The organism is Peribacillus sp. SRI_006, assembly GCF_057586375.1.
The window spans coordinates 325,907-340,572 of record NZ_JBYCZT010000002.1; the positions used below are offsets into that span (position 1 = coordinate 325,907).

The 14,666-nt window shown below is 38.1% G+C and carries 14 protein-coding genes; 2 read left to right on the forward strand and 12 right to left on the reverse strand.

Annotated features, from left to right (window positions below; all coding sequences use genetic code 11):
* Positions 1-154: 154 nt before the first annotated feature.
* The 3 genes from AC2YHV_RS03925 to AC2YHV_RS03935 all read right to left on the reverse strand — a co-directional run bounded on the left by AC2YHV_RS03925 (position 155) and on the right by AC2YHV_RS03935 (position 3,966).
* Complete coding sequence (locus AC2YHV_RS03925) at positions 155-1,531, reverse strand: sigma-54-dependent transcriptional regulator (protein WP_487372635.1); 1,377 nt, start codon at positions 1,529-1,531, stop codon at positions 155-157.
* Between the two features lie 24 nt (positions 1,532-1,555).
* Positions 1,556-3,577, reverse strand: a complete 2,022-nt coding sequence (locus AC2YHV_RS03930; RefSeq protein WP_487372676.1) for a transporter substrate-binding domain-containing protein — start codon at positions 3,575-3,577, stop codon at positions 1,556-1,558.
* Between the two features lie 242 nt (positions 3,578-3,819).
* Complete coding sequence (locus AC2YHV_RS03935) at positions 3,820-3,966, reverse strand: hypothetical protein (RefSeq protein ID WP_189337288.1); 147 nt, start codon at positions 3,964-3,966, stop codon at positions 3,820-3,822.
* A gap of 543 nt (positions 3,967-4,509) precedes the next feature.
* Between AC2YHV_RS03935 and AC2YHV_RS03940 the strand changes: the two genes are divergently transcribed.
* The gene (locus AC2YHV_RS03940) at positions 4,510-4,593 is read left to right on the forward strand and encodes a stage V sporulation protein M (protein ID WP_141489662.1); all 84 of its coding nucleotides are present in this window, start codon (positions 4,510-4,512) and stop codon (positions 4,591-4,593) included.
* Positions 4,594-4,848: 255 nt separating this feature from the next.
* Here AC2YHV_RS03940 and AC2YHV_RS03945 read toward each other — a convergent pair whose 3' ends face one another.
* The 9 genes from AC2YHV_RS03945 to nirB form a co-directional block, all read right to left on the reverse strand.
* Entirely contained in the window at positions 4,849-5,442 is a 594-nt protein-coding gene (locus AC2YHV_RS03945) for a YdeI/OmpD-associated family protein (protein ID WP_487372636.1), read from the reverse strand.
* An 82-nt stretch (positions 5,443-5,524) separates the two neighbouring features.
* On the reverse strand, positions 5,525-5,917 hold the full coding sequence (locus AC2YHV_RS03950; RefSeq protein ID WP_278089441.1) for an SRPBCC family protein: 393 nt from the start codon (positions 5,915-5,917) through the stop codon (positions 5,525-5,527).
* A 2-nt stretch (positions 5,918-5,919) separates the two neighbouring features.
* Entirely contained in the window at positions 5,920-6,243 is a 324-nt protein-coding gene (locus AC2YHV_RS03955; RefSeq protein WP_189337287.1) for an ArsR/SmtB family transcription factor, read from the reverse strand.
* 894 nt (positions 6,244-7,137) lie between these two features.
* Positions 7,138-7,599 carry a hypothetical protein gene (locus AC2YHV_RS03960; protein ID WP_191929204.1) on the reverse strand — a complete coding sequence of 154 codons (462 nt, stop codon included), beginning with the start codon at positions 7,597-7,599 and terminating at the stop codon, positions 7,138-7,140.
* Positions 7,600-7,870: 271 nt separating this feature from the next.
* The gene (locus AC2YHV_RS03965; protein ID WP_487372637.1) at positions 7,871-8,191 is read right to left on the reverse strand and encodes a hypothetical protein; all 321 of its coding nucleotides are present in this window, start codon (positions 8,189-8,191) and stop codon (positions 7,871-7,873) included.
* A gap of 360 nt (positions 8,192-8,551) precedes the next feature.
* Positions 8,552-8,977, reverse strand: a complete 426-nt coding sequence (locus AC2YHV_RS03970) for an OsmC family protein (RefSeq protein ID WP_095678434.1) — start codon at positions 8,975-8,977, stop codon at positions 8,552-8,554.
* A 511-nt stretch (positions 8,978-9,488) separates the two neighbouring features.
* Entirely contained in the window at positions 9,489-11,105 is a 1,617-nt protein-coding gene (locus tag AC2YHV_RS03975; protein WP_487372638.1) for a family 14 glycosylhydrolase, read from the reverse strand.
* Positions 11,106-11,302: 197 nt separating this feature from the next.
* Positions 11,303-11,620, reverse strand: a complete 318-nt coding sequence (gene nirD / locus AC2YHV_RS03980) for a nitrite reductase small subunit NirD (protein WP_057277625.1) — start codon at positions 11,618-11,620, stop codon at positions 11,303-11,305.
* A gap of 17 nt (positions 11,621-11,637) precedes the next feature.
* Complete coding sequence (gene nirB, locus AC2YHV_RS03985) at positions 11,638-14,052, reverse strand: nitrite reductase large subunit NirB (RefSeq protein ID WP_487372639.1); 2,415 nt, start codon at positions 14,050-14,052, stop codon at positions 11,638-11,640.
* Between the two features lie 204 nt (positions 14,053-14,256).
* On the opposite strand from nirB, the gene AC2YHV_RS03990 reads away from it, so the two are divergent.
* Positions 14,257-14,583, forward strand: a complete 327-nt coding sequence (locus tag AC2YHV_RS03990) for a MerR family transcriptional regulator (RefSeq protein WP_034311054.1) — start codon at positions 14,257-14,259, stop codon at positions 14,581-14,583.
* The last annotated feature ends 83 nt before the right edge of the window (positions 14,584-14,666 follow it).

Here is a 14,666-nt window from a genome sequence, read left to right on the forward strand (position 1 = left end):
TCCTTTCTTAATGTATTTAGATGCAAATGCCATGCCAAGTCGATTTTCTGCTTTAAAACGCAAATCCTGCCGATTTCAAGAATGTTATACAAGGATAAACCGGCAATTTTTTCCGGTTTTCCAGAAAAAATTGCCGGTTAACGCGATGAACCCTTTATTCTTCTTTTGAAATGAGCTTGATTTTATCACGAAGGCTCCTTTCAGAAATTTTTAGGATTTGGGCTGTTTTTTGCCGATGATTATTACAATATTGAAGAGTGGCCGTTATGACCTTTTCTTCTATCTCTTTCATGGAAATGCCAATGGGAACCCTGAAACTGTTGAAATCGTCGTCCGTGCCATCCGGCTGAAGAATGAACTTCTGTTCTTGAACATATTGCGGCAAGTCGGTTTCTTCCATTTTTTTTGAGTTTGATAGGGCAACAGCATATTCTATAATGTTTCCAAGCTCCCGGACATTCCCAGGGTAATGATAATCCAGTAAAATCCGACGTGCGGTTGCCGAGAACATCTTTTCTTCACGATTCATATCCTTCGCGTGTTTTTTTATAAAATAATCCATAAGGATCGGTAAATCTTCTTTTCTATCTCTTAGTGGCGGCATCGAGATAGGAATGACATTTAGCCTGAAAAACAAATCCTCCCTAAATTCCCCTTCCATCACCATTTGTTCCAGGTTTTTATTGGCTGCACTTATAATACGGACGTCCAATGAGATTTTTGTATTGGATCCCAGAGGCGTCACTTCCCGTTCCTGCAATACCCTTAATAATTTGGCTTGAAGTGGAAGGGGCATTTCACTGATTTCATCCAGAAAAAGAATCCCTCCATTAGCAGCAACGAATTTCCCTTCCTTCCTCTGAGTTGCACCCGAAAATGCTCCCTTTTCATAACCGAACAATTCAGATTCTAGCAGCATCTCAGGAATTGCTGCACAGTTGACGATCTGCATTGGATTGTTTTTCCTTCTTCCCAACGTATGGATATTTCGGGCTACAAGCTCCTTTCCAGTACCACTTTCTCCCGTGATGAGAACACTGGAATCAATATCTTTCACTCTTTCGATCATTGAGAAAATACGCTGCATCGCCTTGCTGTTACCAAGGAAGTTACCGAATCCCTTTTGAATCTCTAATTCTTCATGTAATGTCTCCAATTGATTGGACATCTGTTTGAATTCGGCTGCCCTCATCAACAACAAAGAAAGTTCTTCAATATTAATTGGTTTTTCAATATAGTAGTAGGCTCCTTTTTTTATGGCCTCAATGGAAGTTTCAATGGATGAATAGGCAGTCATCATGATGACTGTTACGTTAGGTGATATTTGTTTGATTTTCTGTAGGACATCAAGTCCACTTTTATTTCCTATTCTCAAATCAAGTAACACAATATCAAAGTGCTGATTGTCGATTTTCCGTAGACCCTCATCCGGATCTGTAGTTGTCATGACATCATAAGAATCTTCCAATGCAAAGCTAAGAGCGGTGCAAATAGCAGGTTCATCATCAATCACCAATACTTGCATTTTCATATGACTCCTCCTCTTTCCAGGCTTCTATTCAATATATAGAGGTAGTAAAATGGTGAATGTCGTTCCTGAATTAGGATAACTTTTCACATGGATATCTCCGTTATTTTCTTTAATGAGCCTATACGATAACGTAAGTCCCAAACCGACGCCCTTTTCTTTATTTGTGAAAAAAGGCTCGAAAATATGGTTCAGTTCTTCCTGCTTCATCCCTTTTCCCGTATCCGATATGGCAATCCGCCCTGTCTTTTCGTTCACTTTATCAATGGTGATTTTAATGGTCTTTTCCTTTGTTTCTTCAACGGCATGAATCGAATTCAACACCAAGTTAAGAAGTACTTGTTGAATTTGTTGTAAATCTATATAAAAAATAAAGTCCTCCTCAATCATCTGCTCGAAATTTATTTGGTTTTTTTCCATTGTCACCTTATGAAAAGCAAGTAAGGATATAAGCTCATGAGCGTGGCAATTTGTAATATTTGGCGGCCGCGGACGTGCATATTCAATTAAATCGGTAACAATCCCATTCAAGCGGTTAACTTCAGTAGGTAAGTGTTCCATTAGAACTTGTCGGAATTGAGGATTATCATATTTACTCGGAAGTAAATCAATGAATGTTTTAATCGATGTTAAAGGATTCCTTATTTCATGTGCGACACCTGCAACGAGTTGACCAAGAGCGTGCAGCTTTTCTTGTGTGACCAATTTTTTCTCCAATGTTTTCTTTTCCGTCTCATCATTCATGGAAAGTAAGTATCCGGTTTGTATATCTTCAGTATTGAACATCTTATGAAACGAATAAGAAATCACCTTCTGTTCATTTTCCTCATTTAATACCAAGATTCGAAAAGAACCCGAACAATTATTCTCATTTTGTTCCTGGTGTAAAGCTTCGAAATTCTTCATCAATTGCGAATGATTCGTAAGATTCAGAATCATTTCCTTGGAAATGTTAAGAATGTCCGATGCCTTTGCATTGCAGCTGGTAATCATGAAATCGAGATCGAATGTTATGATGCCATTATTGATATTGTTTAAGATTTGATCTTTGAACGCTTCAGCATTAGCGATGTTTTGCCGTTGTTTCTCTAAATCCTTATTTAATAAATGTAATTTCAAAGTCTGGTTATGTACGGATTTTTTTAGCTTTTGATTCCATATGTAAATGATTAGAAGGATAAGGGCCACGGCAGTTAAGATTATGATCAACCAAAATATGAATTGTTCGAGTCTGGCAATTTTCTGATTGGATTGCGGCATTACCCATTTATCGATTATCCCATTGATATTTCGGTTTGCCTTAAGTTCTGTGAGTGCATTGTCCATCATGAAAAGAAGCGATTGATTTCCCTTTTTCACTGCAATCGTATAATCCGCAGGTTCAATGACTTCATCAAGAATGATGTAATTCTTTTCTTGGCGGAATTTTTTTAAATAGAAATCAGCAGTCCATTTGTTTCCGATGAACACATCAGCTCGGTTGTTCAATAATGTTAAAATTCCGGAGTGTTGATTTGAAACGGTCGTTAAGTTTGTATTCCTCATATTGAGAAATGTACTGATAACTGGTGTGTTATGGTCAAGGACAACATGTGAATCACGTAGATCCGTTAACGTATGAATATCCTGTTTCCTTTTACTAGGAATGATTATGGATTGGGACATTGTAAAATAGGATTGCGTGAAATCAAATTGGTTATCTTTTTCGGTATTATAGGTACTTCCAACAATTGCATCAATTGTTCCGTTACTTAAGGCTTTTTCGGCTTCTTCCATCCTCATCGGAATATATTTGAAATCTACGTCATTATATTTCGCTATTTCCTCCATTAAATCAATATTGATGCCTGTCAGTTCACCAGCTTCATTTTCAAATGAAAATGGAGGAAGGGCACTTTCTCCAGCAATTATAAATGTTTTTTCTTCAGCAAAAACAGCGGGAGACCATAATGTTTGAACAAAGATTATAAAGCAAAATATACTTAGTTTAAGCAGCTGCCTTTTAATTAAGAGCCCTCCTTCTACGTCAAAATCCTTGCAGTCAGTAATCCTTTGCTAAAACATCATAATTATATACTTCTCCAATTAAGACTTGAACCCTTTAATATGTAAAGAATTCTTAGTATAATCTGACACAATATAACAATAACCTACAAAAGAGTGTATTTCTGAATGCATAAGCTGCGATATCCAATAAGGATGGCAGTAAAAAACATGAAGGTTACTCTTGTCTTGTTTTTAGACATATACGAAGAAACGCGTTTGCCTGCAGTTTTTTTCTTAAAAAAATTTCACTTGATTTCAGAAATCCGCTCCCTTTCCGCCGACTGTCTGCCGAGCCTCCTCGACACAGGCGTCTGTGGGGTCTCGGCTAGCCAGTTATTCGGCAGGAGTGTTGCTATTTCTTCCATCCAATAAGGATTACAGTAAAAAAACATGAAGGTTACTCTTGTCTTGTTTTTAGACATATACGAAGAAAACGCGTTTGCCTGCAGTTTTTTTCTTAAAAAAATTTCACTTGATTTCAGAAATCCGCTCCCTTTCCGCCGACTGTCTGCCAAGCCGCATCAAAGTAAGCGTCTGTGGGGTCTCGTCAAGCCAGTTATTCGGCAGGAGTGTCGCAATTTCTTCCATCGAATAAGGATTACAGGAGAAAAACATGAAGGATAAACTAGTCTTAAACATGGTTCGGCATAAGATCAGCCTGCCTTTTTTTCATTTAAAACACGTTAGTTGATTGGAATGGGTGTTCGAGACTCCTGCGGGAAAAGCGAGTCCAGGGGAGACCCCACAGGCGCAAGGCGCCGAGAGGGCTCCAATCATGTTAACCATCAAATTGTTATCTTATTTTTCCATTTCAAGGGTTTTTATCATTTGTCGTAACGTTCCAAGATAATACGCGAAGTGGGCCATGGTCGTTAGCATTTTCCTGAATCGAAATATTCGAAAAAAGCCCAATTTCTCAGTAATAAAATTGAGAAATTGGGCTTTTTTGCTACTCCATAAAAGTACCATATTTTATTGGTGGTATGTTGAAATCATTACTTAAACCTTGTTCAAGATAAGCACCCGTTAGCTCAAAAAAAGTGACCTTTAAGCAAAAAAACAAGGTACACTTTGGTGTGCAGTTTTTTTCTTTCCTTAGCTGCAACAAGTAGGCTTTTTCACGGCAGATCGCTTACACTCTATGGATCACTTTTTTGTTTTTATCCATTTTATTATTCGGTTGAGTGGTTACTTGCGTTCCAAAAAGGAGTTCGAATGAACGCAAAGTGGGGTGAAATCCAAAACATGATTAATTTATTTTGTCATCAAATATATTAATCTTTTAAACCCTTCCCATCGAGAATTTTCTGCATGCATTTTTCGATTCTTGACTCTCGGGTTTTGGATTGTTTGGCTTGTGAAAAATAAAGGATGTATGCTCTTTGCCTTCCTGGGGTCAATGCTTCAAAAGCAGTTTTCAAGGCAGGGATGTCATCGAATTTATTGTGAAGTTCTTCAGGAATTATGAATTCTTCATTCTTTTTAAATTCCACTTCCAACCCGGCTTTTTCAACTTCAATGGCTTCATGAATATAGGCTTTCAGAATGGATTCCGTTGCAACTATTTCTTGAACATTAGTGAACCGAATCTGGCGCGCTCCCTGTACATTCTCCGTTTGTTGAATTAGAAGCCCGTGGGTATCCTGTAACAAGGCACCTTTGTGAAACAGAAGCGCACAATATTCTTTAAATCCATGTATTAAAACGATGTTTTTATTCTCAAACGTGTAACAGGGATGCATCCATTTAAATTCTTCAGTCAGTTCACAGTCAAGAACGATATTTCTTAATGTCTCATATTCTTCTTTCCACTTATTAGCTTTACCTAAAAATTCATCAACCTTAGGATTTGTTCTACTTTTTGTCATCACGGAACACTCCTCTTTCCGAGCGGTTTGCTTTTTTCTTATACGTTAGCTAAATACTAAAAAACAAGGCAGAGGTTTGGTCTTACAATACCTCTAACACGTTATTAAGTTCTTCGCCCATTTTCGCCCAACCATATTTCGCACCATTGAACGCTTGATCTTCTTTTTCGAATCCTGTTTGTTCGAGATGTAAGTGGGTTGTTCCATCCTCGTGCTTTAAGGTCCATGTGACTGTAGTGTTTATACCGCCACCTACCCAGGTGTAAGATAACTTATAAGGCTCCTCGACTTCAAGAACTTCGGAATCAATAATTAATTTCCACTGTTCATTTCGAAACTGGAATTTATGTCCGACGACAGGTTTAATATCATTAGCCATTACCCATTTCCCAAGAGTATTTGCATCCGTTAAGGCAAGCCATACCTTCTCGATCGGGCTCTTAAAATTAAAATCTTGTGTTACTGTTAAACTCATTTTTATTCCTCCTCTAATATTTGATTTAAAAGTGATATTCTTTCACTCCAGAATCTTCTGTAAAACGATACCCAATCCTCAATTTCTCTCAACGGACCAGCATTCAGTCGATAACGGGTTTCCCTGCCGACTTTTCTGCTGATTACTAGACCTGCCTCTTTAAGGATTGCCAAATGCTTTGAAACCGCAGTACGGCCCATTTCAAAATGTACGGTCAACTCATTTAGTGGCAATTCCTCCACGTCCGCCAACAAACGTAGCAATTTACGTCTTGTTGGGTCAGCAATGGCTATATAAATATCACGTTCTTGATTTTTCTCGTTCAAAATCACCCACCCTTTTAATTGGACACCAATTGGTGTCTTTTATTATATGACACTGATTGGTGTCCTGTCAATTTTATTATTGACACACTTTATTTGTTTTATTCTAATATCATCAAGTATATTATTAAATCCTTTTACAACTAAATTGGCCCCGTCAGTTAATGTGATTCATATATGATCAATTGCTATTTTTGAATATTGGATATGCTCGTGTTTCAGCAAAGGAGTATTTTGGAATTATATCTTCATTGATAAGCAAAGCGGAAAAGAGTTTTACTGGTTTCCATATCTGGGATGCACTTAATCATTCGTAAAGGCGTTTACTATTCCTTAATTCACTAGACGGATTGGGTAGGGATTATGATGATTCATTCGGAGAATGGAAGTATATTACTTGAGATCTGAACTCAGATATTATGTATGGTACTTAAAAAAGAGATTCTTTTGATTGCGGAAATTCAGAGATATGGGTGTTACTGGGGATTTTATAAGGAGGACCAATTTTTAACTCTGCTTTCATATGGGCTGAGCAAGAAAGTAAAAAAGCAAACGACAGGCAAATGGAATTGAAGGAGAAGAATTACGGCACGAGATTCGGACGAAGTAAGTATAAATCAATAATGACTCATTCAAAAATATGAAACAGGAAATAAACTATCTGATATTATAAACCCTCAACTTAGGGATGAGATCGTTTGAACCCCTCTTATCGACTAAGACTAAAAGTATCTATCTGGGTTTTTCAAACAAAGTTGATTGGAACGCGTGTACCTGACTCCCGCGGAAAAAGCGTGTCGAAAGGAGAATCCAGGCGCAAGAGTGCCGAGGGCGGACTTCCTTCGGAAAGCGAGTGCCATACGTTCCAATCAGTTTAAAAACTCTCAATATATTATATTATTTTTCTAATTCAAGGCTTTTTATCATTTGCCGTAACGCTCCAAGATGATAAGCTGAGTGGGCAATGGTCGCATTTACATTTGTCAGCCATTTTCCTAAATCGATTGTTTCGATTTCTGCGAAAAGAGATACATATTCTTTATGTAATTCCTCTCTGATTTCAGCCCATTTCACCTCATCAACAGTAGTGATGGTCCAGCTTTCTTCCCAATCTTTTTCAAAGTCTGTGCCATTGATCATCGATTGGATCACCCATAAATAATACCGGGTGTGGTCTGCGTGTGCCGCAATTGTCGATCCGTTTATGGAACGTGAAGCATCTACTGCGGTTAAACCATCAAGTGTACCAAAAACCCCGGTATTCGGTTTTGATTCAGTATAATAGCTTCCTTCATTTCCCGGTCCTTCAAACGTTTCCTTCAAAAGCGTTTTTATTGAACTTGCCAACGTCTCGCTCATCTCATTTCCCCCCCAATGTTTAGTCGACTTCATTACTCTATAATATACTAAGACAAACCAATAAACATTTATATTTTGTTAAATTAATCCAAAAATATCGCGAGTTTAAAGAGTTACTCGCTTAACTTGCATAAGATAAGGGTTTCAATTACTTTCGAGTACAGTTAACAGTGGTATTCACGACTCTCTTAACGTGATGAAAAAAATACCTTAAAAAGGCCATTCCACAGGAACGGCCTTTTTAAGGTATTTTTGAAAATTTGATTTAGTTTTAGTAGCTTTTCAAACGCTCTTCCAGGGACACAATTCTAAACTTTAACTCTTGATTCGGACCCAAGCCCCCTATTACAATTTGATTATCTTCCGTAATGGTGACATATCTGAAGGTTTCTTCTCCATGAATCTTGATTTTAGTCTCCGATGTCGTTTCCATTTTTGCAAAAACTTCATCTGTGTATGTAAGCGGGAGAAGATCATCTAAACCTTCTTCGGGGCTGCCAAGCCACTTAAACATGAAATCTTTCAATGAATATTGCTCAATCATCGATAAATGATTTTTAAAAATTAATTTGTCAATTGTTATCTCTTTCAACTTTAACCACTCCTCAATAGTATCTAAAGTTTATATGGATAAACTCCTAACATCAAGGGCATTCCAATGACCAAACCATTACATTTTGATTACTTGCTTACTGAATTACCCCTTTCCTTCCATAAAATGGAGTTCGCTAACCTTGAAAACCAATTTTAGATTGATATTTTCGGTATAATACCCTCGGATTACCATGGGAGGGATTATTTCCTGTGGTTTGCACGTTTTGGTATAGATGATTATTCTTGAAATGAGGATGTTCATTTCAGTCAAAACAGCCCCATGTTCAAAAATGGGGCCGTTTTTATTATACGGATGTAAAACAACTTCCTGTTAAACAATAGTCCTTTAAATTACATATTATATGTCTTGTTTTCCTTTAACACCATTTATTGAATAGCTGATTTTAATGTTGGCATTTAATGAGTGATACACTGAACAGTACGTATTTTTGGATAATTGAATCGCACGGACGACTTTATCTTCAGGTAGATCTCCCTCTAATAAATAATGGATATGAAAATCGGTAAAACGTTTAGGATGATTTTCTGACCGTACCCCCTCTATTTCTATTTGAAAGGCCTTTGTTTCAAATCGCATTTTCTTTAAAATCATGACAATATCAATTCCTGTACAGCCGGCAAGAGAGTGTAAAAGTAATTCTGTGGGTCTTGCTCCACTATTTTTACCTCCTGCTTCTTCGGCGGCATCCATCTTTATTTCATGTCCCGACGGAGTTGTGCCAGAAAAGGCCAGTTCCCCTGTCCATGTAATCATTGTCTTCATATATTTCGATTCCTCCCTTTCTTGTTGCTTTGCTCTAAAAATGGAATACATTTCAATTAATGTAAATTTATATCATTTAAGTATTAAAAAATATTGCCGTAATGGGGTCAGTATGCAAATTTACATCACTTGGATTCTGGATTTTTTATACCCTAACTTGTGATGATTTTCCATACCTTATATTCTTCCCACAAGTCCTGCTTAGTTAGTCATACTGTAAAATTTGAACGTTGATTACCTCTTCAGGCTTTAAAACCTAAAAAAATATTCCAGATGATTTCAGAAATCCGCTCCCTTTCCGCCAACTGTTTGCCGAGCCGCATCAAAGCAAAGCGGCTTGGCAAACAGTTATTCGGCAGGATTGTCGCAAATTTCTTTAATCTATTAAGGGATTGATGTATACATAGCAGTAAAAAAACAGAAGGATATTAAGTTTACCAATCATGGTTGTGAGAGCATTCCGAACCACCTTTTGTCGTCTTGATTTTAAATTATAGCCCTATAAAACCATTTACCATGAAGTTTTATAGTTTCCTTTTCCATTCAAAGGAGTTTTATACCTATTATTTTCGCCATCTTGCCAAGTGATATTGCCATTTTCATCTTTCAGAACGAACTTGAATTCATAGAATCGATCTGCAGCTAAACGAAATGTTCCACTCCAGCTACCTTCTGTGTTTTGAGTGAGTTTATATTCGTAATCTTCAGGATTCCATCGGCCGATTTCCCCTCTGTTCCCAATTAAGTAAACTCCCTGTGTGGCAGGTACATTTTCAACTGTGAATGTAACGGGAATCGACTTGCCTTCCAATTTATCAGCCATCATCCTGAACTCATTAGTTGGATTTCCTTCATCGTCGAATAAATAAGACATCCTAAGCAATGTAAATCCCTCAAAACCATGGTTAAAAAGCATTTCTGACACATTGTCAAAGCCCCATTCATTATCGATGAGAGGGAGTGCATTTTCCCCGTTTAAAGAAATTCCTTTTTCATTAGCTAAAGAGGCAATATGGGTCACTAAAGTCTTAGGAGCGCTATAGGACGGTGCAGTATGTGCGTCTTGATCTCCCATTTCCAGACAGGTGAATGTGAGGGCCATATTCGATTTCTTAAATTGATTCAATAATTTGGAGTAGTTATAGTACCCGGCACTATACTCTGCAGAATGCGGCATTACTGGATCATTCATTTTCCAATGGACTCCTGAGATTTTAGCTCCAATTGGCACGCCAAAGACTTCATCAAAATGTTTATGGGCAAACTTCGAAATTTTTGCAAGATGCTTTTCGAGTGCCCCTTGATACCACTGCATAAAATCGTATCCAAATTTAGTGTCGATTGCTCCGCCCCTGGTGAAAAATTCATCCCCATTTCCTGGCGGCTGAATCTCATTCCAGTTTTTATACGTTTTGCCCCAAGCAGCATTTAATTTTTTTATCGTGGAATATTTTTCTCTCATGGCAAGCCTGAAATCCCGTTTTGCTCCTTCTGTATAAACTTGAAGCTGTCCCCTCTCAGGATAATCCCAGCCATCGGCATTTTGGTAGGAGGGATATCTTAATTCCCCTGCCGGTCCTGCACTTAGATATATTTTTGCTATTAAATCCTTCTTATCAGCAAAGTTCTCTGAAAAGGATTTGTACAATTCATTGTACTGACCGGCTGTGCCTTCCCACCAAGGAGCAAGTACTTCCTTATTCCAGAAACCACTTTCACTCTTGAAAGCCATGTTTTCGGCAGTGTCTTTATTCCAGAGCCAACTCGGGATGGGATAGTTGCAATCATCCCCCACATTACCGCCGCATTGGTGCGTAGATAAAATGGGCACCCATTTTAAACCGGAAGCTTTCACGGTTTCCGCATATTTTTTATAATAGGACCAATCAAACTGATTATCTTTTTTACTCTCTACCAATCCCCACCAGATATCTGTCGTTATTGCATATACTCCATTTTCCTTCAACTGGGTCAGCTCTGCTTTAAATGCCTCCCAATCGGTTATTTCACCCAAGGGGGCCATCACATAAAGCTTGTAATCTGGTTGTACTTCTGCTATTCCAGGTGTATTTGATAAAGGAACAAAATACAACATAAAGGTAAAAACGCCAACCGATAATTTGTTCATAAAACGCCAACCTTCCCCTATAACTTTATTCATTTGTTCTTCGAAATCGCTTACATTCATTCGTTTTAATAAAAGAATTCCTATACTTGAAAGTATATTGCCTTTGGAAATATTTATCAATTATTCTGCCGGGTAAATTTAGTTCAAAATCTGCAAAGAAAATATGGATAGTCTTAGAGACTATCCATAGCAACTGGTTATAAAACTATATAAACATTACCATCTTCTATTTCAACATGGTATGTCTTTACACAACCATTATCAGGTTTTTGGACTTCTCCATTTTTGACACTGATTTTCCAGTCATGCATCGGGCAAAATACGTGATCACCACTCACGATGCCTTCCACAAGTACCCCACCTTTGTGTGGGCAACGATTTTCAATAGCCCGGAATTCACCATTTGCTAAATGAAAAAGAGCAATTTCATGAGATCCTATCGTTACTGTTTTCCCCAGGTTTTTTGGCATTTCATTTACGGTTGAGACCTTTATCTTTTGAAGTGTTTTCCCCATTTAGGCTGCCCCCATATTCATTTATTTGATATAGCCGGAATTTTCACTTTTTGAAATAAACCGGTTTGGATCGCATTGCTCTCAATGATTTCTTTCCACGGTTCTTGCAATACGGATAAGGCCTCATCCAAACGTTGGTTAAGCTCCATCCTTTTTTGCTTATCACCAATAATCGCCTTAATGGTATCGAACCCGACACGCTCAACCCAGACCGACGTTCTTTCTAAATAATTGGCAGTCTCTCGATAATGTTGGATGTACGCACCCGTAATTTCAATTACCTCATCACTTGTTTTCACTTTACATAATAATTCAGCAGCTCGTAAATGGGTACCGCCATTGCCGCCAATATAAATTTCCCATGCACCGTCAACACCGACAACACCAAGATCTTTGATACCGGATTCAGCACAATTACGAGGACATGCTGACACAGCCATCTTAACCTTATGCGGTGTGCCAACACGTTCGAATTTCTTCTCCATGGCAATACCCAGACCGATTGAATCTTGGGTGCCAAACCGGCAAAAGTTTTCACCGACACATGTTTTCACAGTTCGAAGCGTTTTTCCATACGCATATCCAGAAGGCATATCAAGGTCGGCCCATACGCTTGGAAGGTCCTCTTTTTCAACGCCGAACAAATCTATTCTTTGACCGCCTGTTACCTTAAGTAACTTAACATTATACTTATCGGCAACATTTGCTATTTTCCGTAATTGATCGGGATTTGTGACGCCGCCATACATTCTTGGCACAACGGAAAATGTACCATCCTTTTGAATATTAGCATGTAGCCTTTCATTGACATAGCGGGATTCTTTTTCATCTTCATAGTCAACAGGATGGATCATGCCTAAGTAATAGTTCAGTGCCGGTTTACATTTCGAGCATCCATCACTTGTATTCCAGCCGAGAACATTCATGACTTCACGAGTATGTGTCAGATTTTTTTCGCGTATTTCGGCAACAACCTCATCTCTTGATAAAGTGGTGCACGTACATATGGATTCCTTCTGGTTCGACTTACTGAAATCAGCGCCTAATGTCAGCTCTAGAATATCACCGACTAACGGTTTACAACCACCGCATGATCTCGAAGCACTTGTGCAGCCTTTTACTTCCTCAATGCTTGTTAAACCGTTAGATTCGATAGCCGTCACAATATCACCCTTCGTTACACCATTACAACCACAGATGATTTCTTCATTTGACATCGAAGTGACAAGGCTGACACTGGGTTCACTTGTTCCAACATTCAAGTATTCCGAAACGTCGGCATTTTTATTGATCATGCTCAATAGGATATTGCTTTCCTTTGTATCCCCGAATAATACCGCACCAGAAATTTTCCCATTTCGAATCATTACTTTTTTGTAAGTACCATTCCATTCATTAAATTCCTTGATTGATTTGGCTTGTTCATCCTCGAAAATTTCTCCAGCCGAAAATACATCAACACCAGATATTTTTAACTTAGTAGAAAGCACGGACCCCTCGTAAGGTTTGCTTTCCAGTCCGCAAATCCTTTTGGCTAATACTTTGCCCTGTTCATATAGGGGAGCGACCAAACCATACACCATCTCACGGTGTTCCGCACATTCACCAACCGCAAAAATATTCGGGATCTTTGTCTCCATATAATCATTCACGATAATTCCTCGATTGACAGGGATGCCGGAATTTTGGGCCATTGCAACATTTGGCTTAATCCCAACTGCCATGACCACTAAGTCGGCGCTAATTTCCTCGCCATCACTAAAGCGTAATCCTTTGACATCAATTTCACCTAAAACCTCTTGAGTCTGTTTCCCGAGATAAAAATTCATTCCCTGGCTTTCCAGTTCCCTTTGCAGCATTTTTCCTGCTGCTGGATCTAACTGCCTATCCATCAAATATTCCGAAAGGTGAATTACATCTACCTGCATACCTAGATTCAAAAGCCCCCTTGCTGCTTCAAGACCCAGCAATCCTCCACCAATGACTGCAGCCTTTTTGTTATTTTTAGAATATTCAATCATCTTTTCGCAATCTTCAATATTTCGAAAGGCGGTCACTCCTTTTTTATCAGCTCCCTTTATCGGAAGTATGAAAGGGATTGATCCGGTAGCTAAAATTAATTGATCATATGCGACTTCGCGATTAGCATCTGAATATATGATTTGCTTAGTGGTGTCGATGTTTTTGACTGTTTCACCTGAAAAAAGTGTAATATTGTTCTCTTTGTACCAGTTCCAATCATTTATTGTAATATCATCTATCGTCGTAGCCCCTTGCAATACATTCGATAGTTGGATTCGATCATAATTCGGATGCGGCTCACTTCCGAAGACAGTCACCTCAAACCTTTCCGGTTGAATTTTCAAAATTTCTTCTATACATCTTACTCCAGCCATACCATTCCCAATGAGCGCCAATTTCTGCTTAGACATGTTTTGTCCTCCAATAAGATTTTTTTGAAAGGATGATATGATTGATTATAGGTTACGTCACTTTTTATCGCCACAATCATGTAATAAAATCTTACATAGTTTTTAAAAATTAATATTTAATGTTAGTTTTTATTACAAATATTCAGAAAATTAGGATATAATATCCTTATTGATTCAGCATAAATCCAAAATGAGGTGATTTTCATCGTCCAGCAAAAAGAATCTTATATAGATAGAAAGGTAATTTCCATAGGTGTGGTCAGAGAATTAACCGGACTATCCGATAGACAAATCCGGTATTATGAAGAAAGAAAACTCGTTTTCCCCGAAAGGTCTAAGGGTGGTAACCGTAAATACTCTTTTTCCGACGTCAAGGCATTAGTGGAAATCGCCGATAAAATAGAGGATGGAGTGCAAACCCATGAAATTAGACAGGAAAAATTAAAAGAGAAAAGAAAAATTGAACAGGAAAAAATGCGAAAAAAAATGCTGCAGGGCCAATTAAATGCACACTTTGGCCTGCGTAATTGATTTTCGCCTAGAAACCCGAATTATTAGCTGTTCTATGTCCACATTTCACTCTTCGACAAAATTTTCACATTGCAATATTAAAA